We start from the raw sequence: 25,524 nt of genomic DNA, 5'->3' as shown, positions 1-25,524 counted from the left end.
GGCGGCGAGGATCGAGTATGCCCGACACGCGCGTCACGGTCTGGAACGAGTTCGTCCACGAGCAGGAGTCCGAGACGGTCGCCGAGGTCTACCCCGACGGGATCCACGGCACCATCGCCAACGCCCTCGACGAGCGCGGCTTCGACACCGAGACGGCCACCCTGCAGGAACCGGAACACGGCCTGACCGAGGACACCCTCGAAGCGACGGACGTGCTGACCTGGTGGGGCCACGCCGCCCACGACGAGGTCGACGACGAGATCGCCGACCGCGTCGTCGAGGCCGTCCGCGACGGGATGGGGCTGATCGTCCTCCACTCGGCGCACTTCTCGAAGGTGTTCAAGCGGCTGATGGGGACGACGTGTTCGCTGAAGTGGCGCGAGGCTGCCGAGCGCGAGCGGCTGTGGGTCATCGAGCCGAGCCACCCCATCGCCGACGGCGTCGACGACTGCATCGAACTCGACGAGGCGGAGATGTACGGCGAGCGCTTCGACGTGCCCCAGCCCGAGACGCTCGTGTTCAACTCCTGGTTCGAGGGCGGCGAGGTCTTCCGCTCGGGCTGCACGTACCGCCGCGGGAACGGCCGGATCTTCTACTTCCGCCCGGGCCACGAGACCTACCCGGTCTACCACAACGAGGAGATCCGGGACGTGCTCGCCAACGCCGCCGAGTGGGCGGCGCCCAGCGACGACCGCGCCACCTCCAGCGGCGGCAACACCGAGCCCCGCGAGGACATCGACACCTCCGACGAGCGGACGGTCCACTGAGCGGCGGCCGGTGCGACCCCGACGGGGAGCGCCCCGACCGCCTACTCCTCGGCGGTCGGCGGCCGGGGCGTCTCCACCTCTTCGTCCTCCTCGTCCTCGTCGGGGACGAACTGCGGCGCGATCTTCCACTTGAAGTAGGCGGTCCAGCCCGCAGACGTGACGCCGAACAGGGCGAACACCCAGGCGTTCAGCGGCGGCGTCCCGGGCGTCGAGAGCCAGAGCGCGCTGAACATCACCCCGAAGGTGTAGATGAACACCGCCCCGTCGACCGGTTCGAGTTCCATACGCGCCCTCCGGGGCGGGAGTGCAAAGAACTGGCGTTCGACTCGCTTCGGCGCCCTCCGCGGCCGCGACCGGCTCAGCCGTCCGAGCCCCCGCTCCGGCGAAGCGTCCCCGCCTGGACGTGGTAGTGGACGGGCGCCGTCGGCTCCGCGCGACTCATTCCCAGCGAGCGGTCCTCCTCCGCTGCGACCGCGAACTCGCTCAGCTCCGCCCAGACCCCGACCCGGTCCCCGGCGAAGACGAAGTTCGGGACCGCGTAGTTGTACCAGCGGGCGCAACGCCGGGCCGCCTCGCGGAACCCCGCCTCGTCGGTATCGGCGTCGCGCAGCCGGTCGACCGCCTCGCAGAGCGCGACCGTCTCGCCGGCCTCGTGGTCGTAGCTCCCGCCGGCCTCGGCGTAGTCGACGCCGTCGACCGCGAGCGCGCCGGGCTCGCTCGGGAGCGTCACCGACGCCGGCACCGACGCCAGCGGCGGCTCCTCCCGGCAGCTCCCCAGCGGGTTGCCCGCGACGGCGATCGGCGGCATCGCCATCCAGCTCTCCCCGACGGAGAACCAGTCGCCGTAGTACGGCAGCACCGACCGGCCGGCCGGCACGTTCGAGACGAGGAGGTCGAACCCGCCCGCCTCGACGTTGCCCTCGTAGGAGATACCGCCGGCGAGCAGCTGTTCGACCTCGATCGCGATCCCGAACGACTCCAGCCCGGCGACGAGCGTCTGCACGTCGCCGACCTCCGACGAGAAGACCGAGAGCGTCAGCGACAGCCCCTCCCCGTCCGGCCCCGTCCACAGGCCGTCGACGCGCTCGTAGCCGGCCCGGCGCATCCACCGCGCAGCCAGGTCCGTGTCCGGATCGAGCGGATAGGTGTACAGCGACTCGACGAACGACTCGCCGAGCGCGCGCTCGGCGACCGACCCGAGCGTCCCGGCGTCGGACGAGGGTTCGATCGTCCCGCGACCGTACTGGTTGAACCGCATCCGTTCGAACGGCGCGGCGGCGACGATGGCCCGGCGCACCCACAGCCGGCGGAGGTGGTCGTTCGCCCAGTTGAACGTGAGCTGGCGGCCGCCCCCGGCGGGGTTGGGCCAGGTGGTCAGCTGCTCGATGTCGTCGGGGACCTGCTTCCGGAAGTAGTCGGCCTTCGACTCGGCGATCACGCCCCGTCCGAAGTCGATCTCGTCGCCGTTGACGAAGTCGCGCGGGTCGTACATCGAACCCGACGGACGGCCGCCGCTCCCACCGCCACTGAGGCCCGACATCCGCGGCGCGCTCGTCCCCGCCGCCCCGCAGACGATCCGGAGCGTCGGCCGGTCGGTCGGGCCGGGATACTCCGGCCTGGGTTCGGCGTAGACGACCTCGGTGTTCGTGCGCAGGGCGTGGGGGAGTTCGATCAGTTCGCTCGTCACGTCGTCGGCCGACCCGACCTCGTAGCGACCGGTCCCGTACCCCTCCTCGGCGAACGTCTCGGCACTCAGTTTACCCTGGCGGTAGTCGAGGTACCGTTGCCTGACCGCGTCCTCCGTCGTCGCGTCCTCGAACCGTTCGACCCAGGGTTCACTGTAGGCGGGCGGGAGCGGCGGCATCCCCGGGTGGGCGTTCGCCCGCGCGGCCCACGGGTTCGTCGGGCCGCCGAGCGGCGAGCGCCGGTAGACGGTGTCGCTCTCCAGTTCGCCCCCGAACGGTTCCTCCCGAAAGGCGCCGTTCGTCTCCAGCCACTCGATCCGGTCTTTCAGGTAGTACGCCCGGCCGTCGAGCGGTTCGCCCGACCAGTAGGTCAGCCGGTCGTCGAAGCGGTAGCGGACCGACCCGTCGTCGGCGACCTCGAAGGACTCGACGGCGCAGGGCACCGACAGCTCCGACCCGTCGACCGTCCAGGTGTGGCCGCTCGTGAGCGACCGGCCGGACGGCGCGTGCGTCGGGAGCACCAGGCTCTGGAGGAGCCCCTCGAAGTGCGGCCGGCCGGCCGGCGTGCTCGTGTTCGGCCCCATGTCGAGCGTACTGGGCTGTGCGCCGGTCATCACCGAGACGACCGGCCCGTCGACGTCGCGCCGCCGACCGGCCGTCGCCGTCTCGGCGTCGTCGGACGCGTTCGAACAGCCCGCCAGCGCCGCCCCGGCGGCCGCGCCGGCGAGCGAGATGAACCTTCGCCTGTCCACTCGCCCGGGATCCGCCTGTCTATCACCGCCACCGGCCCCACCGTCAGCCCCGCCGGGGGCGTGAGCGTCGCCAGCCATCGATGGTGGGTGATAGTGACAAATAGACTTAAATTTTCGGCCGGACGGGTAGCAACGTTTATTCGCCGTCGGCGGCCGAGAGACGGGTATGCACCGGACGTTCGAGACGACGACGGAACGGCGCCAGCGAACCCTCGACGGGATGTGGGAGTTCGTCACGGACCCCGACGACGAGGGACGCGAGGACGAGTACCACGAGTCGTTCCCGAGCGAGCGGGCCGACCGTATCTCCGTCCCGAGCTCGTGGAACGCCCACGCCGAGTACGCCGACTACGTCGGCCCGGCGTGGTACCGACGGACCGTCGACCTCCGGGAGCCGGGGTCGCTGCTGTTCACCTTTCACGGGGTCGCCCGCGAGACGACGGTCTGGCTGGACGGCGACGAGGTCGCCAGCCACGAGGGCGCGTACACGCCGTTCACCGCGCTCGGACGCGACCTCGACGCGGGGGAACACGAACTCGTCGTCCGCGCGGACAACACCCGCACGGGAACGACCCTGCCCCACGAGGACGCCGACTGGTTCCCCCACGGCGGGATCCACCGCGAGGTCGTCGTCGAGACCGTGCCCGGGGTCTACCTCCGCGACCTCGCGGTCGAGTACGACCTCTACGGTGACGAGGCCGCAGTCGAGGCGGAGGTGACGCTGCACAACACCGGCGCCCGTCCGGCCGAACCGGACCTGACCGTCTCGGTCGGCGACGCCTCGGTCACCGAGTCCGTCGAGGTCTACGGCATGGACGCCCGGACGACGACGCTCGCGCTGGACGTGCCCGAGGTCGACCGCTGGGACCCCGAGGACCCGACGCTCTACGAGGTCGAAGCCCGGCTGAGCGGCGAACAGGCCGACGAGCGCGAGGACGAGGTGTTTGCCGACGACCTACGCGACCGGATCGGCTTTCGCACGGTCTCGACGAACGGTCGCGAGATCCTCGTCAACGGCGATCCGGTCGAGATCGCGGGCGTCAACCGCCACGAGACCCACCCCGAGTGGGGGTCGGCCCAGCCGCTCCGCGTCCAGGAGCGTGACCTGGAGATCGTCCAGCGCGCCGGCTGCAACGCGGTCAGGTGCTCGCACTACCCGAACCACCCGCGCTTCCTCGACCTCTGTGACGAGGCGGGCGTCCTGGTGATCGAGGAGGTCCCGATGTGGCAGGTCGACGAGTCGTCGGTCGTCGCCTGTCAGGAGCGCGCCCAGCGCGTGCTGATGGAGATGGTCGAGCGGGACCGCCACCACCCCTCGATCTTCGCGTGGAGCCTCTCGAACGAGTGCGCCAACGAGGAGCCGACCGTCGCCGACGCGACCCGCCAGCTGAAGTGGGCCGTCGACGGGGTCGACGGCTCCCGCCTCGTCACGGCCGCCTCCAACACCGACTGGGAGGGCGAGACCGACGAGGTCTTCGAGGTCTGCGACTTCCTGTCGGTCAACGCCTACTGGGGCTGGTACCGCGACGGCGACTGGGGCGAGTTCCTCGACGGGATCGCCGAGAAGTACGGCGAGAAACCGGTCGTCGTCACGGAGTTCGGCGCGGGCGCCGTCCCCGGCGAACGCACCCACGAGGGTCGCAAGTGGTCCGAGTCCTACCAGGCCGACCTGCTGGCCGACTGCGTCGACCTGTTCCGCGAGCGCGACGACGTCGCCGGGTTCGCCGTCTGGCAGTTCTGCGACACGCTCACCGACCCCGACCAGGCGATGACCAGGCCGCGGACGCGCAACAACAAGGGCGTCCTCGACGAGTACCGCCGGCCCAAGGAGGCCTACCGCGTCCTCCGCGAACGGCTGGCCGACGACTGACCGGCCGGCTCGCGCCTTCCCCCGGTCCGCGTATCGGTGGTTCCACTCACCGCTACCGAACACGACCGAGCGCCGCCCCAGCCTCGAAAACATTTACTCGATATCGAGTGAGTATTATTACACTCGTAATCCTGTAATCCCATACCGTTCGAGCGAGGGCGTTCCGGAGAGGACTCCCGGAGTTCTGTCGGGATAGGCGTTCCTGTCGTACGGATACCCGGGACGGTCGTCGTATCACTCCCGAGCGTGGCGGATCTATCGGTGGCCCGGATCTGGGCGAGAGAGAACGGCTGCCGGACTCTGGAAAACGAGGGTGACCGCGACCGGGGACCCCGTTCGGTCCGTCTACACCTCGACCCACTCGCCGGCGTCGTCGGACGCCTCGACGGCCGCCAGCAGTTCCTGGACGCGGTAGCCGTCCTCGAAGGAGGGCGAGTGGGCCTCGCCGGCCGCGGCCGCCGAGAGGAACTCGTAGTTCTCGTGGACGAACGTGTGCTCCCAGCCGATGACGTGGCCCGGGGGCCACCAGTGGTCGATGTACGGGTCGTCGGGGTCGGTGACGTTGATCGTCTGGAACCCGCGGTCGCCCTCGGTGAGCAGTTCCAGTTCGTTCAGCCGTTCGAGCGAGAACGAGAGGCTGCCCTTCGAGCCCTCGATGGCGATGGTGTGGTCGTTCTTGCGGCCGTTGGCGAACCGCGAGGCCTCGAAGGTGGCCATCGCGCCGCTCTCGAACTCGGCCTGGGCCGTGTAGGCGTCGTCGACGGTCACCTCGCGAGTCTCGGTCGACTCGCCGCCCTCGCCCTCCAGCGAGCCCTCGTCGCCGCCGGGGACGGGCCGCTCGTCGACGAACGTCTGGAGGTGGCCGGACAGTCGCGAGATGTCGCCCGCCCGGTCACCGACGAGGAAGCGCGCCAGGTCGATGGTGTGGGCGCCCAGGTCGCCGAGCGCGCCCGACCCCGCCAGTTCCGCGGAGTTGCGCCAGCTCCAGGGCGCTTCGGGGTCGACCAGCCAGTCCTGGAGGTACTGCCCGCGGACGTGGTGGATCTCGCCGAGTTCGCCCGAGTCGATCAACTGCTTGGCGTACTGGATCGCGGGGATGAACCGGTAGTTGAAGGCGATGCCCGCGGTGGCGTCCGATTCCTGTGCAGCGTCGCGCATCCGCTCGGCGTCTTCGAGCGTGTGGGCGAGCGGCTTCTCGCAGAAGACGTGCGTGCCCGATTCGAGCGCGGCGATCGAGGGGTCGGCGTGGACGTTGTTCGGCCCGAGGTTGTAGAACACGTCCACGTCGTCGACGACGTCTTCCCAGTCGGTCGCGTAGCGCTCGAAGCCCAGCTGGTCGGCCGCCTCGGCGAGCGCCTCCTCGTCGCGCCCGACGATCACGTCGCGTTCGACTGCCGGCGCCTCCGGGAAGAACATCGGGAGGCGCGCCAAGGCGTTGGCGTGGGCCTTGCCCATGAAGCGGTACCCGAGCACGCCGACGGAGAGGGGTTCCTCCGACATGGTTCAGGCCCAGTAGGCGTCGCCCGGCGTCGTTTCGAAGACGGAGCGCTGGAGCACGTCGATGGCCTTCTCCAGGCCCTCGTTCGGCGAGGTCAGCGAGTCCTCGTGCTCGATGGAGAGGGCGCCGTCGTAGTCGATCATCCGCAGCGTCGACACCACGTCCTTCCAGAACTCCTCGCCGTGGCCGTAGCCGATCGATCTAAATAGCCACGAGCGGTCCGGTTCCTCGGTGTAGGGCTCGGTGTCGAGGACGCCCTTCACGCGGGAGTTGGCCTCGTAGACCTTCGTGTCCTTGGCGTGGAAGTGGTGGATCGCGTCCTCCTCGCCGAGGAAGCGGATGGCCTCGGTGATGTCGATTCCCTGCCAGAACAGGTGTGACGGGTCGAAATTGGCACCGACGTACTCGTTCGTGCGCTCGCGCAGTTCGAGCATGCCGGTCGGCTCGTAGACCAGCATGTTGGGGTGCATCTCGATGCCGACCTCCACGTCGTGGGCTTTCGCGTGTTCGGCGAGGTCCGACCAGTACTCCTCGGCGACCTCCCACTGGTACTGGTGGGCCTCGTGGTGCTCGTTGGGCCACGGCGCGGTGATCCAGTTGGGCACCTCGCCCGCGGGACTGCCGGCGGGCAGCCCCGAAAAGGTCGTCACGGCGTCGACGCCGAGCTGGTCGGCCAGTTCGATGGCCTCCCGGAGCTCGGTGTCGGCGCGGTCGGCCCGCTCGTCGTCGGGGTGCAGCGGGTTGTTGTGCGTCGCCAGCGCCGAGACGTACAGGTCGTGCTCGTCGAGCAGGGCCTGCAGTTCGGCCTGGGCGTCCTCGTCGTCGAGATACTCCTCGCGCGGGAGGTGGTCGTCGCCGACGAACCCGCCACAGCCCAGTTCGACGGCGTCGACGCCCTGGTCGGCCAGGTACGCGAACGCGTCGTCGAGCGATTCGCCGCCGAGTGCCACGGTCAGCACACCTACGTCCATGTGTGTTCACCTCTCTCGAACGCTCAAAAACTCTTGCGATGGCGGTACCCCTCGCCGCGGCCCCGGGCGGTCTTGGCGGGTGGATACGGCCCGTTCGCGGACGGTCGACGCTCACCCGGACGCCTCGGCGGTCGGGGCCGCCGGCCCCGCGACGGGGTCGTGGTGTCGCGATCCGCGGCGTCGACCGCGGCCCGGCAAAACTAAATACTGGCTGTCCATCACAGTGAGTAGCATGAGATACTTTCGAGTGACGCGCGGGGACGACGAGCGGCTGGTAGTGTCCGACGGAGACGACGCCTACGACCTGACGAGCGCGCCCGACGGCCCGTCGACGGTCGTCGAGCTGCTCGCGGCCGACGAGACGCGCCACGGCCTCGACGAGGCCGCCGAGGCCTATCTCGACGACGCCGAGGAGATCGACTTCGAGGACGACGACCTGGTCCTGCCCGTCGAACCGCCCGAGGTGTGGGCCTCCGGCGTCACCTACCAGATCAGCGAGGAGGCCCGCCAGGAGGAGAGCGACAAACCGGACGTGTACATCGACGTCTACGAGAGCGAGCGCCCGGAGGTCTTCTTCAAGGCGACGCCCAGCCGGACCGTCGGCCCGAACGACCACGTCGGCATCCGCGGCGACTCGACCTGGGACACCCCCGAGCCCGAACTCGCCGCCGTCCTCTACCAGGGGGAGATCGTCGGGTTCACCATCGGCAACGACATGTCCAGCCGCTCGATCGAGGGCGAGAACCCCCTCTACCTCCCGCAGGCGAAGGTGTACGACCGCTGTGCCGCGCTCGGCCCGTGCGTCACCTCCGCGGGCGCGGTCGACGACCCCCACGACCTGGAGATGACGATGCAGATCCACCGCGACGGCGAGGTCGTCTACGAGGGCGCGACCAACACCGGCGAGATGGTCCGCACCTGCGAGGAACTGGCCTCCTACCTGACCCGCCACAACGTCGTCCCCGACCTGACCGTTCTGATGACCGGAACGGCGCTCGTCCCCGAGGGCGATTTCACTCTCCGCGAGGGCGACCTCGTCGAGATCGATATCGAGGACATCGGGACGCTGATGAACCCGGTCACGACGGTCTGACGGCTTCGAAGATTGGCTCGGTTCCGAGTGAATTTCTGAACGACCGTTTGCGATTGCAGAACGGTTATTACCACCCAGTGTATTGGCCCGGGTATGGCGCAGACCGCGCGGAACACGGTGAAATCGGTCGAACGCACCTTCCGGATAATCGGTGGGCTGCAGGAGCTGGGGGGCGCGGGCGTGACGGAGCTGTCGACGCACCTGGACCTGCCCAAGAGCACGGTCCACAACTACCTGAGCACGCTCGAACAGGAGGCCTACGTCGTCAAGGACGGCGACGAGTACCGCATCGGCCTCCGGTTTCTCGAACACGGCGCGTACGCCCGCAACCAGTCGCAGATCTTCGAGATCGCCCGGCCGGAGCTCGACCGGCTGGCCGACGAGACCGGCGAGCTCTGCAACCTGCTCGTCGAGGAACACGGCAAAGGCACCTACCTCTACCGGACCCGCGGCGAGAACGCCGTCCGCGTGAAAGAACACGTGGGCAACCGGGTCTGTCTCCACAGCACCGCGCTGGGCAAGGCGATCCTCGCCCACCTCTCCGAGGAGCGCGTCGACGAGATCATCGACCGCCACGGCCTCCCCGAGACGACCGAGCGCACCGTCACGGACCGCGACGAGCTGTTCGAGAACCTCGCCGAGATCCGCGAGCGCGGCGTCGCGTTCGACGACGAGGAACGCCTGTCGGGCCTGCGTTGCGTCGCCGCGCCCGTCCTCAGCAACGATGACCGCGTCCTCGGCGCGATCTCCGTCTCCGGCCCCTCCCACCGCTTCGAGGACCACCGCTTCCGCGAGGAACTCCCCAAGCGCGTCCTCGAAACCGCCAACGTCCTCGAACTCAACGTCACCTACTCGTAGCTCCACGACATCCCAACTTTCCGTAACTTCGACGAAATAATCGAATCGCAATTACTTCCGCGCTCTGCGCGCTCCGCTGATACGCATATTCCGTAAATCCGCCTCAGACGCCGCTACGATGGTACCTAGTGATATCCGGGACCCGAAGCCGATACCGTCACGGCGTTTCGAAACGCGACCCGGATCTCCGGACGATACGGCGTCGCATCGGCTTTGAGTGGGACGTTCTTCTGTCCGGGTCGAGGCTCGAAATACACGCGGCCTCGGCGTATAACAGTAGCCTGTCTATGACAGTATTTATATGTTTTCGGGGTATGTCGAGTCAACGAGGGTCGCACGCGCAGACGAAACCCCCTTGACCCGCCGTCGCTAACCGGCGAGCGTGACAGACGACCAGGGGGAGCCGTCGCTGGACCGGTTCCACGAGGCGGTCGAGGCGGCGGGCAACCCCGTGTTGACGACCGAGGAGGTGGCCCGCAACGCCGAGGAGCCCCGCGAGGCGGTCGAGTCGTGGCTCGCCGACCTCGAACGGGAGGGGTCGGTGGTGAGCCGGGACGTGTCCCAGGACCCGACGGTCTGGTACCCGGCGGAGTGGACCGACTACGCCGACCGCGAGCGGTTCGTCGTCTTCCCCGACCGCCGCCAGATCGTCGTCGACCGGCCCGCGCAGTTCACCCGCGCCCAGCTCTCGCAGTTCGCGCGACTGGTCGACACCAACGGCGACGGCGGCTACGTCTACGAGATCGACGACTCCGACGTGTGGCAGGCCCCCTACGAGGACCTGGAGGGGCTGCTCGGGACGGTCCGGGACGTGCTGCCCCAGCGGTATCCCGACCTGGAGGAGTGGATCGGCGACCAGTGGAAACGCGCCCACCAGTTCACCCTGAAGACCCACGAGGACGGCTACGTCGTCCTCGAGGCGGCGACGGAGAACCTGATGGGCAACGTCGCCCGGCAGAAACTCGGCGACGAGCACCTCCGGGCGCCGATCTCCGACACCGAGAGCTGGGTCGCCGAGGAGGCCACCGCCGAGGTCAAGCGGATCCTCTACGAGGCGGGCTACCCCGTCCAGGACGAGCGGGACCTGGAGTCCGGGGACCCCCTCGATCTCACCCTCAACCTCGACCTGCGGGAGTACCAGCACGACTGGGTGAGTCGGTTCATGGAGACGAAATCGGGCGTGCTGGTCGGGCCCCCCGGGAGCGGCAAGACCGTCGCCGCGATGGGCATCGTCGAGCGGGTCGCCGGCGAGACCCTGATCCTCGTGCCCAGCCGCGAACTCGTCCGGCAGTGGCGCGACGAACTGCTCGCGCACACGACGCTCGACGAGAGCCAGGTCGGCGAGTACCACGGCGGCAAGAAGGATATTCGACCGGTCACGGTCGCCACCTACCAGACGGCGGGGATGGACCGCCACCGGCACCTGTTCGACTCCCGGGAGTGGGGACTCATCGTCTACGACGAGGTCCAGCACGTCCCCAGCGACGTGTACCGCCGGAGCGCGAACCTCCAGACGCGCCACCGGCTCGGGCTCTCGGCGTCGCCCGTCCGGGAGGACGACCTGCAGGAGGAGATCTTCACGTTGATCGGGCCGCCGATCGGCACCGACTGGGACGCGCTGTTCGACGAGGGGTTCGTCGCCGAGCCGACCGTCGAGATCCGCTACGTCCCCTGGACGGACGACGACCACCGCAACGAGTACGTCGGCAGCGAGGGCCACGAACGCCGCCAGATCGCCGCCTCGAACCCGGCGAAGGTCGAGGAGACGCGGCGGATCCTCCGGGAACACCCCGAGCAGAAGGCGCTGGTGTTCGTCGACTACCTCGACCAGGGCCGCGAGCTGGCCGCGGCGCTGGACGCGCCGTTTATCAGCGGCGACACGCCCCACCACGAGCGCGCCCGGAAGTTCGAGCAGTTCCGCGAGGGGTCGCTGGACACGCTGGTCGTCTCCAGGGTCGGCGACGAGGGGATCGACCTCCCGGACGCCTCGCTGGCTATCGTCGCGTCCGGACTGGGCGGCTCCCGCCGGCAGGGCACCCAGCGCGCCGGCCGGACGATGCGGCCGGCCGGGCGGGCGCTGATGTACGTCCTCGCCACGCAGGGCGCCCGCGAGGAGGAGTTCGCCCGCCGACAGATGCGCTACCTCGCCGGCAAGGGCGTCCAGGTCCGCGAACGCACCGTCGAGGGACCCGACGACGACGGCGACGAGGGGGACTCGGGGGAAGCGGGCGCCGGCGACGAGCCGGAACCCGACGGGCCCGCGGAGGAAGACGACGAACCGCCCGGGGAAGACGACGACCCGAGTCTCGCCTGAGGACCGACCCGGGACGAGGGAACATGTTCGGCGCCAGCGGTTCGCGTGAGCGACCCGTACGGATCGCTATGTCCGTCAGCCACGACGACGTGGAGCCGGTGACCGACCACGTCCACGACAACTCCTGGTCCGCGAACCTGGAGAAGCCCCACCACGGGGAGGACCGCGACCTCGTCGTCTCGCAGGCGCTCGACGCCGTCGAACACACGGCCCCGGGCAACCACGTCAACCTCGTCACCCACGGCGAGCACGGCCACCCGGAGACGTATCTCTACGAGGTGCTGGAGGAGTTTTTCGGCGACGCCGTCCGCTACGAGTACGTCGAACAGTGCGGCTGTGGCGGGCACGTCACCCGCGCACACGTCGAAGAACCGGTCTGAGCGGCGGGCGGCCGAACCGCCCCCTCGCCGCGGTCAGTCGTCGTCGAGCTCCTCGCGCTCGGCGCGTTTCTCCTTGACGTCGTCGATGAACGAGTCGACGGAGACCCGCTTCTCGCCGATCGTCGCGCCGACGATAGCGCCGAGAGCGCCGCCGGTACTGGCGGCGTTGCGGCCGACGAGACCCCCGATCCCGGCGCCGACGGCGGCGCCGATGGCTGCGTAGCGAGCACGGCTCAGGACGCGTTTGATCCGTTTCTGCATACCGGTTACTTCGGCGATGGAGGGGATAAATGTGACCCTCCCGAGGGGTATCGCGTGTCAATGACTGCCATACCTGCAAAAAATTTAATATAAATCCGTGTAGACGTATCGGGTACGCTCCCAGACGAGCGGTGATCCCGACCATGACCGAACTCAGCGCGTATCCGGCGTCCGCAGGGGCCGACGGCTCGGCCTGCCCCGACGCCGGGTCCGCCGTGTCCACCGATGCGCCGGTGGGCAACGGCATGCGGATTCCTGCGCGGGTTCGGTTCGACGGGGTCGACCGCACGCTCGAACCCATCGCCGCGTGAAGGTCCGCAGGCCGCCCGGGCTCCCAGTCCGGTGACGGCCGTCGGTTCGAGCCCATCTGGGCTCTTCCTGTGACAACCGCGTCGTGGCCACGGGTCCGTCCCGCCTGACGGCAGGCTCCGAAGTCCCGACGGTCCCGTCCCCGCGACGCCGCAGTCACGATACGCTCAGCCCCCCAGACTCGCGCCCGTCCGGCGGTCGTCGATCCGGCGGTGACCGGACGCGAGCCGGTCTCGTCGGCTCGCCGGTCGGGCGCGAGGGTGAACCAGCGCCAGCTGTGCCGGCCAGAGGCATCACTGCGCTCCGGACGCCCCTCGGAGGCAGCGGGCGGCGCGTTCGACTCGCGCCGGGCGTCGTATGGCAGTCCATGCCACTACCCAGGTGGAAGCGACGGCGGAGATAGACCTGTGGGTCCCCCGGGACACGATGGCGGACCTCGAGAGCGGCGTCCGGACGGTCGTCGCCGACGCGGCCGGCGTCGAGACGGCCGAGGTTACGGGCGTGACCGACGTGACGCCCCGTGCGACGGACATCCGCGTCACCGCGACGGTGTGGGTCGTCCTCCCCGACCACGAGGTCGACCCCGACGCCGTCCGGGAGACCCTCGAAGACGGCTTCGGCATCATGGAAGCGAGCGTCCCCGTGGCCGAGGCGGCCGAGGCGTGAACGGCGGCGACTACCGACGGCGACCCCGCGACGGGGTCGCCCCGGCCCTTCGCTCCCCGCGGTCACAGCGGCGTGACGCCGGCAGACGGCCGGAGCGGCGGGTTCGATCCCCGCCGGGGAGCCTGGTGAGAGCCATGTTGTGCATCATTGCGCCCGAGTACGCGTCGCGCGGCGACGAGACACGGGACCGATCGGCGGACGACGAATCGGAGGACGGGACGGAGTCCGAGGAAGACCCGTCGGACGGCGAACTACTGCCGACGATGACGGTCTGAGAACGGGTCATACGGATTATTGCAAGTCATTCCGGGATCGACCGCACGACTGCGTGCGGTCGACCCGGTAAACGCTTGCAATAATCCGTATCAGGCCGACCAGCGGGCGTCCGAGAGGGTGCGCTGGACGGCCTCCTCGCCGACCGCCTCGGCGAGCGTCTCGAAGCCAGCCCGCTCGCTCCGGTCGCCGGCGTTGGCGACCAGCCGCGAGACGATGAACTCCGGGGTCGAGCGGCCGACGGTCTCGAAGCGGGGCTGGTAGTCGACCTCCAGGTCCAGGTCCGGGGTCAGCCCCTCGGCGAAGATACCGTCGACGCGCGCCTCGGGCGGGAGCGGTTCCAGATCGTCGGCGAGGTGGGTGACGAACACGCCGAGCGCCCCGCGGTCGACGCTCAGGCGGACCAGCCCGTGGAGCAGGTCCGCGGCGCTGCCCGGTTCGGTGATGGCCTCGAACTCGTCGACGAGCATCAGCGTCCGGCCCTCGTCGGTCAGCGGCGGGACGACCGAACGCAGCGTCGACTCCAGGACGCCCGCGTTGAAACTGGCGTGGCGCCGGTGGAAGACGACCGTGTCGACGATCCCGACCTCCGCGCTGTCGGCGGGGACCGGCAGGCCCATCTGGGCGAGCAGTTGCACCTGACAGAGCGTCTCCAGCAGGGTGGTCTTCCCGCCGGAGTTCGCGCCCGTGAGAACCGCGACGCGGTGGTCCCGCGGCGGGGCCGACGCCGCCGCCACGTCGAGGTCGTGGTCGCCGACGGCGTAGGTGACCGGCTGGACCGAGGCCCCGCCCGCGACCAGCGAGAGATTTCGAGCGTTCTCGACGGCGACCGTCTCGCGGTCGACGAAGGTCGGCCGCTGGAGGTCGAACTCGTCGGCGAACCGGGCGAGCGAGACGTACAGCGCCACGTCGTCGACCGCCGTGACGGCCGCGTCGATCTCCTCGCGGGCCGATTCGAGCGTCTCCTCCAGCCGGTCGGCCACCTCGGCCTCGCGCCGCTCGACGGCGGTCCGCAGGTCGCCCGCGAGCGCCCGCAGCGTCTCGGCCACGAAGTCGCCGGCGTCGGTGGCCTCACCGGGCATCGCCTCCCGGACCCGGGCCACGTCCACGTCCGTCTCGCTCGTCACGTGGCGCACCAGCGTCTCCCGGAAGTCGTCGGCGCCGCGGGCCCCGGACTGGACCTCCTCGGCGACGCCCTGGGGCGTCGCGGCCATGTCCTCGACGCTCGCGAGCGTCGCCCGCAGCGAGTCCAGCCGGTCGTCGGCCCCCTCGCCGATGCGGTCGTCGCCGCCCCGCAGCCCGGCGAGCGCGGCCGCCGCGTCGTCCAGCGTCCCGTCGTCCAGTTCGGCGATCGGTTCGAAGACGCCCTCGGAGACGCCCGCCGCCGAGAGCGCGAGCGCGGTCCGGACCGCGGCGAGTTCGCCGCCCTCGTCGCCCTCCGCGAAGGCGTCCTCGACGGCCTGGCGGGTCGCGTCGTCGAGCGCGGTCCAGGCCGCGCGGGCTTCGAGCACCCGGTCGATGCGCTCGGCCATCTCCTCGCGGGAGCCCAGCGGCGTGAGGATGCGGATCCGGCTGGCGGCGTCCTCGGTCAGCGCGTACTCGCCGGCGAGGTCGAGGATCTCCTTGTAGACCTCGCGGGTGTCCCGCGTGGCGAGCACGTCCATCGCCTCGCCGCCCTGCGCCCGCCGGAGGATGCGCGTCGCCCGCCCCTGCGAGAGCCCGGCCGCGACCAGCGCGCGGGTGTCGGCCGTCTCGACGGCCTCGACCGCCCGCTCGACGCCCAGTTCGTCGGCCAGCAGGTCCCGGGTCTTCGGCCCGATACCCCAGTAGTCCTCCAGTCGCATGCCCGGTGGGTGGCTCCCCGCCGGTAAAGTCGTTTCTCGTCCGCTCGCCCGGCGAGTGCGAGCCCGACGGGGTCGGCCCACGGTGAGCGGGATTCTTGACGGCCGAGCGCGTAGCCGACGCCATGACCGACTCAGGGGACTCCGACGGCGCTGACGGCGACGCCCAGCCGGACGGTCCCCGGGCGGGCGACGGCGACCCGGTTGCCGGGGACGCCGGGGAGCCGCCGACGGGCGACGACGCCGAGGACACCGCCGCGGTCGACGCCGCGGAGTTCCCCTGTCCGGAGTGTGGCGACCCGCTGCCGGCCGACGCGCGGTTCTGCCCCCGGTGTGCGACACCGATCGGCGAGGACGGCGAGGTGGTCGCCCTCTCGGATCTGGACGACCGGTTCGACGGGGACCCGGCGGAACTGCTGTCCGTCGAGGGCGGCGAGCGGCGGGCCTCCGGGCGCGTCATGGTCGTCGCCGGCCTCGCGGTCGCGCTCCCGCTCGCGCCGCTTGGGCTCTTCCTCGCGAACACGGTCCGTCCGCTCTCGATATGGAACGCCGCGCTGGTCTTCCTCGGGTGCTGGCTCCTTCCGGGCGCGTACCTCGCCCGCGCCCGCGTCCCGGCCGAGGCGTTCGCGCGGAGCTGCTACCTGATCGCCGCCGGGACCGCGCTGATCCCGGTCGGCCTGCGCTTCGGCGGGAACGGGCTCGCCGCGGGCGACCTTTCGGTCTCGGTCACGGCCGTCGCAGCGGTCGCCCTGCTCGTCGCGGGGCTGGCCGCCCTGCTCGGGCGGTTCATGCACCGGCAGGCGAGCGGGCGGGTCAGCGGCGACCTGCGGGCGTTCGAGGACGCCCGGCCCGACTCCGAAGAGACGGGAGAGAACTGAGTCAGTCGAACATCCCGGTCGACATGTACCGCTCGCCGCTGTCCCAGTAGACGGTGACGACCAGCGGGTCCGCGACGCCCTCGTCGAGCAGGCGCTCGGCCACCCGTTTGGCGACGAGGTTCGTCCCGCCGGAGGACTGGCCGACGAAGATCCCCTCCTCGCGGGCGAGCCGGCGACACTCCGCCTCCGCGGCGTCCAGTTCGACCGTCTCCACGTCGTCCAGCAGGTCGCGGTCGAGGTTGTCGCTGACGAAGCCCGGCCCCATCCCCTGGAAGTCGTCGTCGCCGGCTTCCCCGGTCGAGAGGACCGCGTTGCTCGCCGGCTCGACCGCGACGATCTCGATATCGGGGAACTCCTCGCGCAGGCGGCGACCGATCCCGGAGATCGTCCCGCCGGTGCCGACGCCGGCGACGAAGGCGTCGGGCTCGCGGCCGTCGAGCTGTTCGAGGATCTCCGGGCCGGTCGTCCGGTAGTGGGCCTCTGGGTTGGCGGGGTTGTCGAACTGCCGGAGCTGGACGTGGCCTTCCTCGCGTTCGAGTTCGTCGGCGCGCTCTTTCGCGTCGGAGATGTCGCCGTCGACGAGTTCGATCTCGGCGCCGTAGGCGCGCATGATCTCCCGGCGCTCGGGGGACTTCGAGGCGGGCATGACGAGCGTCACGTCGTAGCCCTTCGCGGCGCCGACCATGGCCAGCCCGATGCCGGTGTTGCCGCTCGTCGGCTCGACGATGGCGTCGCCCTCCGAGAGCGTCCCGTCGCGCTCGGCGGCCTCGACCATCCCCTTCGCGGGCCGGTCCTTGGCCGACCCGCCCGGGTTGAACGATTCGATCTTCGCCGCGACCGTCGCGCCGTCGGGGGCGTCGACGGCGACCAGCGGCGACCCGATGGTGTCCAGGATGCTCTCTTTCACTACGCCCGCGTACGACACGAGCGCTTAAATGGCCCGTGACAGCGGCAGGGAGTGCGGGCGTCGGTGACGGGTCCAGCATCGGCTCCGCTGGCGGGGTGAGTCGTGTGATCTTCCGGGTTACCTATGCAGGCCGAACAGCCATTCGAGTGCCGAGTCAACGGACAGGTGAGCCGCTCGACGGCGACTGTCGAACGGTGACAGCACCGCGGTCTATCTGATCAACCATGCCCTACGACAACCAGAACAACCGACGACAGCAGAGCCAGCACAACCAGCAGCAGGGCCGATCCATCGGCGGCCAGCACTCTGCGCACTCCCAGCAGCGCGACCAGCAGGGCCAGTTCGCCGGCCACCAGGGCCAGCAACAGGGCCGCCAGCAGGGACAGCAGCAGCAGGGCCACCAGCAGGGACAGCAGCAGCAGGGCCACCAGCAGAGCCGTCAGCAGCAGGGCCAGCGAGGCCAGCAGTACCAGCAGCCCCAGCAGCGTCAGCAAGGTCAGCAGCCACAGCAGAGTCACCAGCAGCAGGGCCAGCGAGGACAGCAGCAGGGGCAGATCCCTGCCAGCCAGCAGCCCAGTGGGCAGCAGACCGGTTTCCCCGGCCAGCAGGGCCGCGGCGCGGACCAGGGCGCCCAGGACCAGCGCCACTCCCAGCAGTTCCGGCAGGAACACCGCCAGATCGCCCAGCAGCTGCCCCGTGACCAGTCCGGGCAGTTCGTGTCGCCGTCGCAAGGCGGGCACCAGCAGCAGGGTCGTCAGCAGCAAGGCCACCGGCAGGGCGGCCAGCAGTTCGGCGGCCAGCAGGGCCAGCAGGGCCAGCAGCACCAGCAACAGGGTCGTCAGCAGCAAGGTCGCCAGCAGCAAGGTCGCCAGCAGCACCAGCAGGGCGGCCAGCAGTTCGGCGGCCAGCAGGGCCGATCCATCGGCGGTCAGCACTCGGCCCACTCCCAGCAGCGCGACCAGCAGGGCCAGTTCGCCGGCCACCAGGGCCAGCAACAGGGCCGCCAGCAGGGACAGCAGCAGCAGAGTCACCAGCAACAGAGCCGCCAGCAGCGGCAGAGCGGCGGGAGCAGCGACGACCGGAGCAGCGGCCAGAGCGGCGGCCAGGGCAACACCCAGGGGCTGACCCAGGAGGCCCGCCGCCGCGGCGGCAAGCACTCCGCACAGGAGCAGGAGCGCGACGAGAGCGGCCAGTTCACCGGCGACAACAGCTAACGAGTCCGGCAACCCGGTATCGGCGGTCCCCGCGCGACTCCGGCAGTATCGGTACCGGCCGACGTAACTTTTTCCGGCCGTTCGCCCGTAGCGACGGGTGTGTCCGGAACCGTCGCGGAGACGTACGCCGCCGCGCTCCAGCACGACATCGCCGACCTGCCCGAGGAGGCCGCGCTCGTCGGCGTCGTCCGCCGGCCGACCGGGTGGTTCTCGGCGCTCGTCGACGAGAACCGGCCCGAGCTCGGGCCGCCGGAGTCGCTGCTCTCGGAGGCGAAGGAGCGCCAGGAGGACTTCCGCCGCCAGGGGCTGTGCGACGAGGAGGCCCACAACGCCGCCTGGGGCGAGGTCGACTTCGAGGCGCGCTACCGCGAGCACCTCGCGAACGGGGCGGCCGCCGAGGCGCTCTCGGCGCTGGCCGAACGGGTCGCCGACGGGGAGTCGGTCGCGCTCGTCTGCTTCGAGGGCGACGACAAGCGGTGTCACCGGCGGATCCTCGACGACGAACTCCGCGAGCGGGCGGCCGCGCTGGCGGAGTGAACCGTCGGTGACGCCGCGGAGGCGAGCGCAGCGCGCGTGAACGGAGCGTTGTCGTTAAGCCACCCCGTGCGCAAGAGACTGGTATGTCACTGGAGACCATGGACCCGAACCCGGTGTGGACCGAGGAGGCCTACGCCGAGACGGTGGACGTGCTCGCGGCGCTCGGCGACGAACTCACCTACAAGGTCTGGGGGGGCGACTGGTGTATCGACTGCCGCTCGCAGCTCCCGGACTTCGGCGCGGCGCTCGACGCCGCAGGGGTCCCCGACCACCGGATCGAGGAGTACGCCGTCGAGAAGGAAGAGGACGGCACGAAGGTCGGCCCGAAGGTCGAGGAGTACGACATCGAGTACATCCCGACGGTCGTCGTGGAGCGGAACGGCGAGGAGGTCGCCCGCTTCGTCGAGGAGGAACCGGTCCCCATCGCCGTCTACCTCGCCCGCGAGCTCGACCACCTGACCTCCGTCTGAGCGCGGTCGGTCCCACCGGACCCACACCTCTCCGCTCGCGCTCCCGCCTCTCCGTCAGTCCTCGCTCCTTCCCGTCGATCCTAGAGCCCCGTCAGTCCTCGAACCACGCCAGCGCCTCGTCGATGTCGTGGGTCGGCGGCGAACAGGCCCGCGACCGGCAGGCGTACACCGTGGGTTCGCCGTCGCGCGCCTCGCGGTTCGCCCAGATCGGCGGCGCCGCCGCGAGACCGAGCGTATCGAGCCAGGCGTCGAGCGCGTCGTCGGTCGGCGGCCGCGGCGCGAGCACCCGCCGCGGGACGTAGGTGTCGGCGAGCGTCTCGCGCCAGGAATCGGGCAACGACTCGGCGGCGAGCGTGAGTTCGTGGGCGCCCCGGCGGTAGGTGTCGGCGGCGAGCGCGAGCGACGGGTGCTGCTGGGGGTTCGACTCCACCCGGTTGCCGTGGGTGGCGAGCACGCCGGCGGCGACCGACTCGAAGCGGTCGTGGGCGACGAACCCGTCCAGCGCGAGTAGCAACTCGGCGGCCACGCCCGCGCTGGAGGGGGTCGACTGGTCGGCCAGCTCCTGCGGGCGGGCGACCAGCGACTCGCCGCTCTGGGGGGTGAAATACAGCGTCCCCTCCGAGTCGTCCCAGAACTCCGCCTCGACGGTCCGGGCGAGGTCCAGCGCGAACGCGAGGTGTTCGACCTCGCCGGTCACCTGATAGGTGTCGAACGCGCCGCGCGCGAGGAACGCGTAGTCCTCCAGGTACCCCTGGATCGCCACGTCGCCGTCCTTGTAGCGCCGGGAGAGCCGCCCCGAGTCGGCGTCCCACAGCTGTTCGCGCGCGAAGTCGAGCGCGTCGGTCGCCGTCTCGGCCCACGTCTCGTCGTCGACCAGCGCCGCCTCTGCGAACGCCGAGACCATCAGGCCGTTCCAGCCCGCCAGCACCTTCTCGTCGCGGGGCGGGCGCGGGCGTTCCTCGCGGGCCTCGAAGACGGCCGCTCTCGCCGAGTCGAGCAGTTCCTCGGCGTCGTCGGACGAGAGCCCGTAGTCGTCGGCGAGCGACTCGACGGACTCGCTCCGCGTGAGCACCGTCTTCCCGTCCTCGAAGTTGCCGGTCGCGGTGACGCCGTAGCGCTCGCGGAAGATGTCGGCCGCGAGGTCCGCCTGTTCGCCTGGGATCCCGTGCTCGGGGCCGTACTCGGCGATCGCGTCGTCGATCCCGTCGGGCGTCCAGACGTAGAAGGCGCCCTCCTCGCGCTCGCCGCTCCCGTCCTCGTCCGTGTCGTGGCCGCTCTCGTCGGTCGGGGCCACGCTCTCGGCGTCGAGCGTGCTGTAGAACCCGCCGTCGGGGTGGGTGAGTTCGCGCTCGACGAACGCGAGCGTCTCGCGGGCGGTGTCGCGGTAGCGCTCGCGCCCGGTGAACTGGTAGCCGGTCAGGAAGGCGCGGGCGAGCTCGGCGTTGTCGTACAGCATCTTCTCGAAGTGGGGGACGACCCACTCCCGGTCGGTCGTGTAGCGGTGGAAGCCGCCGCCGACGTGGTCGTAGAGCCCGCCGTCGGCCATCGCGTCGAGGGTCTCCCCGACGACCTCGCGGTAGGCGTCGCGGCCGCCGGCCCCGTGGGCGCGCATCAGGGCGCGCAGCCGTCCGGGCTGGGGGAACTTCTGGCCCTTGCCCCAGCCGCCGAACTCCCGGTCGGCGCCCCGGAGCGCGGCGCCCGCGACCGTGTCGAGCACGCCCTCGTCGGGCGCCTCGCCGGGCTGGTCGGGCGTCGACTCCAGGTCGTCCTCGATGGCCTCGGTCCACTGGCGGGCCCGGTTCTCCATCTCCTCGCGCTGCTCGGGGTCGGCCCACGACTCGGAGATGTCTTCGAGCAGTTGCCGGAAGCCGGGCGTGCCGCGCTTGGGCTCCGGCGGGAAGTAGGTGCCGACGTAGAAGGGCTCGCCGTCGGGCGTGAGCCAGGCGTTGAGCGGCCAGCCGCCGCGGCCGCTGACCTGCTGGCAGATGCTCATGTACACCGAGTCGATGTCCGGCCGCTCCTCGCGGTCGACCTTGATCGGGACGAACTGCTCGTTGAGCAACGCGGCGATGTCCTCGTCCTCGAAGCTCTCCTCCTCCATGACGTGACACCAGTGGCAGGCGGCGTAGCCGATCGAGAGGAAGATGGGCTTGTCCTGCTCCTCGGCGGCCGCCAGGGCCGCCTCGTCCCAGGGCTGCCAGTTGACGGGGTTGTCGGCGTGCTGGCGGAGGTACGGGCTCTCCTCCTCGTCGAGGCGGTTGCGGGCGGTGGGGTCCGCGTCGGTCATGGACGCCCGTACGCCGGGGACGCCGAAAAGGAACCGGGAACGGGACGGTCGGGACGACCCGACGCGACGACACCGAACTCCCTGTCGGGTCCCCGACGCCCCAGCGACTACTCGATCCAGACCGTCTTGCGGTTGAGGAACTCCTTCATCCCCGCCTCGGAGAGTTCGCGGCCGTACCCCGACTGCTTGACCCCGCCGAACGGGACTCGCGGGTCGGACTTCGTGAGCTGGTTGACGTACGTACAGCCGGCGTCGATCCGGCGGGCGACCCGCTCGCCGCGCTCGCGGTCCTCGGTCCAGACGCTCGCGCCGAGACCGAACTCGGTATCGTTGGCCCGCTCGACCGCGGCGTCCTCGGAGTCGACCTCGTAGACGGCCGCGACCGGCCCGAACAGCTCCTCGGTGTCGGCCGGGCACCCCTCGGGTACGTCCGTCAGGACCGTCGGCGGGTAGAACGCGCCCTCGCGGTCCAGCGGCTCGCCGCCGGTGACGACCTCGGCGCCGGCCGCGACGCTGGCCTCGACCTGCTCGTGGAGTTCCTCCATGAGGTCCTGGCGTGCCTGGGGGCCGACCTCGGTGTCCTCGTCGGTCGGATCACCGACGGAGAGCGACTCGACCTCGTCGACGAAGCGGTCGAGGAAGTCGTCGTAAACGGCGGTGTGGACGACGAAACGCTTGGCGGCGATGCAGGACTGGCCGCCGTTGAGGTTGCGCGCCCAGGCGCCGGTCTCGGCGGCGGCGTCCAGGTCGGCGTCGTCGAGGACGACGAACGGGTCGCTCCCGCCGAGTTCCAGCACCGTCTTCTTCAGCTCGTCGCCGGCGGCCGACGCGACGGCGCGACCCGCGGGGCCGCTCCCGGTGAGCGTCGCCGCCCGGACGCGGTCGTCCGCGATGATATCCTCGACCCGGTCGGAGGGGACGAGTAGCGACTGGAAGACGCCCTCGGGGTAGCCGGCCTCCAGCAGGATCTCCTCGATGGCTTCGGCACAGCCGGGGACGTTCGAGGCGTGTTTCAGCACGCCGACGTTCCCGGCGGTGAGATACGGCGCGAGGAAGCGGAACACCTGCCAGAACGGGAAGTTCCACGGCATCACCGCCAGCACGACCCCCAGCGGCTCGTAGACGGTCTTGACCTCGGTACCGGGCGGGCTGGGGTGGTGCTCCTCCGAGAGGTACTCGTGGGCGTGTTCGGCGTAGTGCTCGCAGACCCACGCGCACTTCTCGATCTCGGACTCGGCCTGGGAGACCGGCTTGCCCATCTCCCGGGTCATCAGCTCGGCGTACTCCCGTTTGTTCTCGCGGAGCACGTCGGCGGCCGACGCGATCAGCTCCTCGCGGTCGGCCAGCGGCCGCTCGCGCCACTCCGCGAAGGCCGCGTCGGCGTCGGCCAGCGTCCGCTCGACGGCTGCCCCGTCGGCTTCCTCGTAGGTGTCGATGCGCTCGCCGGTCGCGGGGTTGACGACCTCCATCGCTGGTCGAGTATCGGCCGCGACCCACTTATTTGCGAGCCCCGCGGGCAGTCGGCCGCGCTGACGGCGGCGGCAGTCGCTCGGTCCGCAGCCGGCTCGCCCGCGCGGATCGCGTCGCGCGAAAGGCAACCTTTAGGCTCCCACCGCGCCGGATTACCGGATATGACGGAGACAGTCCTGCTGGTGGGCGGCGGCGGCCGCGAACACGCGATCGCCCGGGCGCTCGCCGATTCGGACGCGGACCTGTACGCCTGTGCGGGCAACCGCAACCCCGGCATCGCTCGGCTCGCGGAGGGCTTCGAGTCGCTGGACACCACGAACCCATCGGCCGTGACCGCCTACGGTCGCGAGGTCGACGCGACGCTGGCGGTGATCGGTCCCGAGGCGGCCCTGGAGGCCGGCGTCGCCGACGCGCTGGACGACGCCGACATCTTCACGTTCGGCCCGCAGGAGGCCGAGGCGCGCATCGAGACGGACAAGGCGTTCCAGCGCCGGTTCATGGAACAGCACGACATCCCGGGCTGTCCGACCTTCGAGACGTTCGAGGACATGGACGCCGCCTGCGACTTTATCGACGAGTTCGACGGCGACCTGGCGGTCAAGCCGGCGGGACTCACCGGCGGCAAGGGCGTCCGCGTGACCGGCGACCAGATCACCAAGGCGGAGGCCAAGGAGTACGTCCGCGAGTCCGACTACGAGCGGATCGTCCTCGAAGAGCGGCTGGTCGGCGAGGAGTTCACCGTCCAGGCGTTCGTCGCCAACGGCGAGGTGCGCGTCACCCCGGCCGTCCAGGACCACAAGCGCGCCTACGAGGGCGACGAGGGGCCGAACACCGGCGGGATGGGCAGCTACTCCGACGCGACGCTGGAGCTCCCGTTCATGGACGAGGACGACTACATGGAGGCCGTCGACGTGCTGGAGGCGACCGTCGACGCGCTGGACGGCTACAAGGGCGTCCTCTACGGCCAGTTCATGCTCACCGCCGACGGCATCAAGGTCGTCGAGTTCAACGCCCGCTTCGGCGACCCCGAGGCGATGAACACCCTCCCGGTGCTCAACACCGACTTCCTGGACGTGCTGACCGCGGCGCGGGACGGCGACTCGCTCCCCCAGCTGTCCTTCGCTCCGCGGGCGACCGTCTGCAAGTACGCCGTCCCGGAGGGCTACCCGACCGACCCCGACAGCGGCGCCCGCGTCACCGTCGACGAGGACACCATCGAGCGCGTCAACGAGCGCTATCGCGGCGACGGCGGCGAGTCGAACGCGGTCGCCGACGGCGGTGAGCGAAACGCCGTTTCGCGACCCTCGTCGGGCCTGCGGTCCGACGGCGGGTCCCCGCCGGAGGTCCGGCTGTTCTACGCCTCGGTCGACGAGCGCGACGACGGCATCTACACGACCACCTCGCGCTCGTTCGCGGTCGTCGGGATCGCCGACACTATCTCCGTCGCCGAGGAGATCGCCGAGGACGCGCTCGAAGCGGCCGGCGACGGCGTCCGCATCCGCCACGACATCGGCAAGCCCGACCTGGTCCAGCAGCGCATCGACCACGTGGCCGAACTGCGCGGCGAGTGACGCGGTAAAACAACCGCAGCCGGCGTCCCCGTCTCTACTCGACGGAGATGCCGCCCTTCATGCCGGTCCCCTCGTGCGGTCCGCAGTAGTAGGTGTAGATGCCGGTCGTCTCCAGCGTGACCGAGTACGTCTCGCCCTGGTCGACGACGTCCATCTCGCCGCCCTCCGTCCCCTCGAGGGAGCCGCCGTCGGGCTGGCTCTCGGGCTTGACGTTGTGGCTGGGCGATTCGAACTCGAAGTTGACCGTCGTCCCCGAATCGACGCGCAGGTACACCGGGTCGTAGACGAAGTTGCCGTCCGGCCCGACCGCGACCGTGACCTCGCTCTGGCCGCGGGCGTCCTGACTGGTGTCGCCCTGGGCGTCGTCGAGGTAGGAGGGCCACGAGGGCGTGCCACCGCCGCCGTCGCCGCCGTCGCCCCCGTCACCGGCGTCTCCGCCGTCACCGCCGTCTCCGCCGGATGTCTCCGTCGAGCACCCCGCGAGGACGCCCGCGGTCGCCATCGCTCCGATACCACCGAGCAGCCGTCGACGTCGGATTCCGTCGGTCATGTCGCAACTCGACCCTTGGTAGCCCACGAAAAAGAGGGTTCGCAATACAGACCGTGATAGACCGCCTCGGTGCAGTCAACCGCGCGAAAACGCCCGATCCGG

Annotated in this window: 24 protein-coding genes; 13 read left to right on the top strand and 11 right to left on the bottom strand. The window is 70.5% G+C overall.

The features are described from left to right. The first annotated feature begins 17 nt into the window (after positions 1-17). The gene (locus tag E3328_RS03570; RefSeq protein ID WP_135363249.1) at positions 18-767 is read left to right on the top strand and encodes a ThuA domain-containing protein; all 750 of its coding nucleotides are present in this window, start codon (positions 18-20) and stop codon (positions 765-767) included. A 41-nt stretch (positions 768-808) separates the two neighbouring features. Here E3328_RS03570 and E3328_RS03565 read toward each other — a convergent pair whose 3' ends face one another. Further along, positions 809-1,051 (bottom strand): DUF8074 family membrane protein, encoded by a 243-nt coding sequence (locus E3328_RS03565; protein ID WP_135363248.1) that lies wholly within the window; start codon positions 1,049-1,051, stop codon positions 809-811. Positions 1,052-1,125: 74 nt separating this feature from the next. Next, entirely contained in the window at positions 1,126-3,282 is a 2,157-nt protein-coding gene (locus E3328_RS03560; protein ID WP_135363247.1) for a periplasmic substrate-binding domain-containing protein, read from the bottom strand. A gap of 88 nt (positions 3,283-3,370) precedes the next feature. On the opposite strand from E3328_RS03560, the gene E3328_RS03555 reads away from it, so the two are divergent. Further along, positions 3,371-5,074, top strand: a complete 1,704-nt coding sequence (locus E3328_RS03555; protein WP_135363246.1) for a glycoside hydrolase family 2 protein — start codon at positions 3,371-3,373, stop codon at positions 5,072-5,074. A 345-nt stretch (positions 5,075-5,419) separates the two neighbouring features. Here the strand turns inward: E3328_RS03555 and E3328_RS03550 are convergent, their stop codons facing one another. Together E3328_RS03550 and E3328_RS03545 are read right to left on the bottom strand one after the other, a co-directional pair. Beyond that, positions 5,420-6,574: a Gfo/Idh/MocA family protein gene (locus E3328_RS03550; RefSeq protein WP_135363245.1), complete on the bottom strand. Its 1,155-nt coding sequence runs from the start codon at positions 6,572-6,574 to the stop codon at positions 5,420-5,422. Positions 6,575-6,577: 3 nt separating this feature from the next. Continuing rightward, complete coding sequence (locus E3328_RS03545) at positions 6,578-7,543, bottom strand: sugar phosphate isomerase/epimerase family protein (RefSeq protein WP_135363244.1); 966 nt, start codon at positions 7,541-7,543, stop codon at positions 6,578-6,580. Between the two features lie 232 nt (positions 7,544-7,775). Between E3328_RS03545 and E3328_RS03540 the strand changes: the two genes are divergently transcribed. The 4 genes from E3328_RS03540 (at position 7,776) to E3328_RS03525 (ending at position 12,188) form a co-directional block, all read left to right on the top strand. Then, the gene (locus E3328_RS03540) at positions 7,776-8,636 is read left to right on the top strand and encodes a fumarylacetoacetate hydrolase family protein (RefSeq protein ID WP_135363243.1); all 861 of its coding nucleotides are present in this window, start codon (positions 7,776-7,778) and stop codon (positions 8,634-8,636) included. Positions 8,637-8,729: 93 nt separating this feature from the next. Next, positions 8,730-9,494, top strand: a complete 765-nt coding sequence (locus E3328_RS03535; RefSeq protein ID WP_135363242.1) for an IclR family transcriptional regulator — start codon at positions 8,730-8,732, stop codon at positions 9,492-9,494. Between the two features lie 382 nt (positions 9,495-9,876). Then, entirely contained in the window at positions 9,877-11,808 is a 1,932-nt protein-coding gene (locus E3328_RS03530; protein ID WP_135363241.1) for a DEAD/DEAH box helicase, read from the top strand. Positions 11,809-11,876: 68 nt separating this feature from the next. Next, complete coding sequence (locus tag E3328_RS03525) at positions 11,877-12,188, top strand: CGCGG family putative rSAM-modified RiPP protein (protein WP_135363240.1); 312 nt, start codon at positions 11,877-11,879, stop codon at positions 12,186-12,188. A 33-nt stretch (positions 12,189-12,221) separates the two neighbouring features. On the opposite strand, the gene E3328_RS03520 is transcribed toward E3328_RS03525, so the two are convergent. Then, positions 12,222-12,449 (bottom strand): hypothetical protein, encoded by a 228-nt coding sequence (locus tag E3328_RS03520; protein ID WP_135363239.1) that lies wholly within the window; start codon positions 12,447-12,449, stop codon positions 12,222-12,224. Positions 12,450-12,592: 143 nt separating this feature from the next. Here E3328_RS03520 and E3328_RS21735 point away from each other — a divergent pair, with 143 nt between their 5' ends. The 3 genes from E3328_RS21735 to E3328_RS21730 all read left to right on the top strand — a co-directional run bounded on the left by E3328_RS21735 (position 12,593) and on the right by E3328_RS21730 (position 13,699). Then, positions 12,593-12,760: a hypothetical protein gene (locus E3328_RS21735; RefSeq protein ID WP_167837285.1), complete on the top strand. Its 168-nt coding sequence runs from the start codon at positions 12,593-12,595 to the stop codon at positions 12,758-12,760. Between the two features lie 355 nt (positions 12,761-13,115). Next, positions 13,116-13,424 (top strand): hypothetical protein, encoded by a 309-nt coding sequence (locus tag E3328_RS03515; RefSeq protein ID WP_135363238.1) that lies wholly within the window; start codon positions 13,116-13,118, stop codon positions 13,422-13,424. Positions 13,425-13,558: 134 nt separating this feature from the next. Then, the gene (locus E3328_RS21730; protein ID WP_167837284.1) at positions 13,559-13,699 is read left to right on the top strand and encodes a hypothetical protein; all 141 of its coding nucleotides are present in this window, start codon (positions 13,559-13,561) and stop codon (positions 13,697-13,699) included. Positions 13,700-13,789: 90 nt separating this feature from the next. Here the strand turns inward: E3328_RS21730 and E3328_RS03510 are convergent, their stop codons facing one another. Further along, positions 13,790-15,541: a MutS-related protein gene (locus E3328_RS03510; protein WP_135363237.1), complete on the bottom strand. Its 1,752-nt coding sequence runs from the start codon at positions 15,539-15,541 to the stop codon at positions 13,790-13,792. A 122-nt stretch (positions 15,542-15,663) separates the two neighbouring features. Here E3328_RS03510 and E3328_RS03505 point away from each other — a divergent pair, with 122 nt between their 5' ends. Next, the gene (locus E3328_RS03505; RefSeq protein WP_135363236.1) at positions 15,664-16,416 is read left to right on the top strand and encodes a zinc ribbon domain-containing protein; all 753 of its coding nucleotides are present in this window, start codon (positions 15,664-15,666) and stop codon (positions 16,414-16,416) included. A gap of 1 nt (position 16,417) precedes the next feature. Here the strand turns inward: E3328_RS03505 and E3328_RS03500 are convergent, their stop codons facing one another. Both E3328_RS03500 and E3328_RS03495 read right to left on the bottom strand, forming a co-directional pair. Next, entirely contained in the window at positions 16,418-17,323 is a 906-nt protein-coding gene (locus tag E3328_RS03500; RefSeq protein ID WP_135363235.1) for a PLP-dependent cysteine synthase family protein, read from the bottom strand. A gap of 218 nt (positions 17,324-17,541) precedes the next feature. Next, positions 17,542-18,480, bottom strand: a complete 939-nt coding sequence (locus E3328_RS03495) for a hypothetical protein (protein ID WP_135363234.1) — start codon at positions 18,478-18,480, stop codon at positions 17,542-17,544. Positions 18,481-18,636: 156 nt separating this feature from the next. Between E3328_RS03495 and E3328_RS03490 the strand changes: the two genes are divergently transcribed. Together E3328_RS03490 and E3328_RS03485 are read left to right on the top strand one after the other, a co-directional pair. Beyond that, positions 18,637-19,074 carry a DUF488 family protein, N3 subclade gene (locus E3328_RS03490; RefSeq protein WP_135363233.1) on the top strand — a complete coding sequence of 146 codons (438 nt, stop codon included), beginning with the start codon at positions 18,637-18,639 and terminating at the stop codon, positions 19,072-19,074. A gap of 83 nt (positions 19,075-19,157) precedes the next feature. Next, a complete protein-coding gene (locus E3328_RS03485; RefSeq protein ID WP_135363232.1) occupies positions 19,158-19,544 on the top strand; it encodes a thioredoxin family protein in 387 nt (128 codons plus the stop codon). 91 nt (positions 19,545-19,635) lie between these two features. Here E3328_RS03485 and E3328_RS03480 read toward each other — a convergent pair whose 3' ends face one another. Continuing rightward, a complete protein-coding gene (locus E3328_RS03480; protein WP_135363231.1) occupies positions 19,636-21,831 on the bottom strand; it encodes a thioredoxin domain-containing protein in 2,196 nt (731 codons plus the stop codon). Between the two features lie 107 nt (positions 21,832-21,938). Beyond that, the gene (locus E3328_RS03475) at positions 21,939-23,351 is read right to left on the bottom strand and encodes an NAD-dependent succinate-semialdehyde dehydrogenase (protein WP_281275778.1); all 1,413 of its coding nucleotides are present in this window, start codon (positions 23,349-23,351) and stop codon (positions 21,939-21,941) included. 111 nt (positions 23,352-23,462) lie between these two features. On the opposite strand from E3328_RS03475, the gene purD reads away from it, so the two are divergent. Beyond that, entirely contained in the window at positions 23,463-24,872 is a 1,410-nt protein-coding gene (purD, locus tag E3328_RS03470) for a phosphoribosylamine--glycine ligase (RefSeq protein ID WP_135363229.1), read from the top strand. Between the two features lie 34 nt (positions 24,873-24,906). Here the strand turns inward: purD and E3328_RS03465 are convergent, their stop codons facing one another. Further along, a complete protein-coding gene (locus tag E3328_RS03465; protein WP_135363228.1) occupies positions 24,907-25,422 on the bottom strand; it encodes a plastocyanin/azurin family copper-binding protein in 516 nt (171 codons plus the stop codon). Positions 25,423-25,524 lie beyond the last annotated feature (102 nt).

It is taken from the genome of Halosimplex halophilum (assembly GCF_004698125.1).
GTDB classification, from domain to species: domain Archaea; phylum Halobacteriota; class Halobacteria; order Halobacteriales; family Haloarculaceae; genus Halosimplex; species Halosimplex halophilum.
The sequence above is the reverse complement of the archived record's forward strand: the minus strand, read 5'-3'. Positions and strand labels throughout refer to the sequence as shown.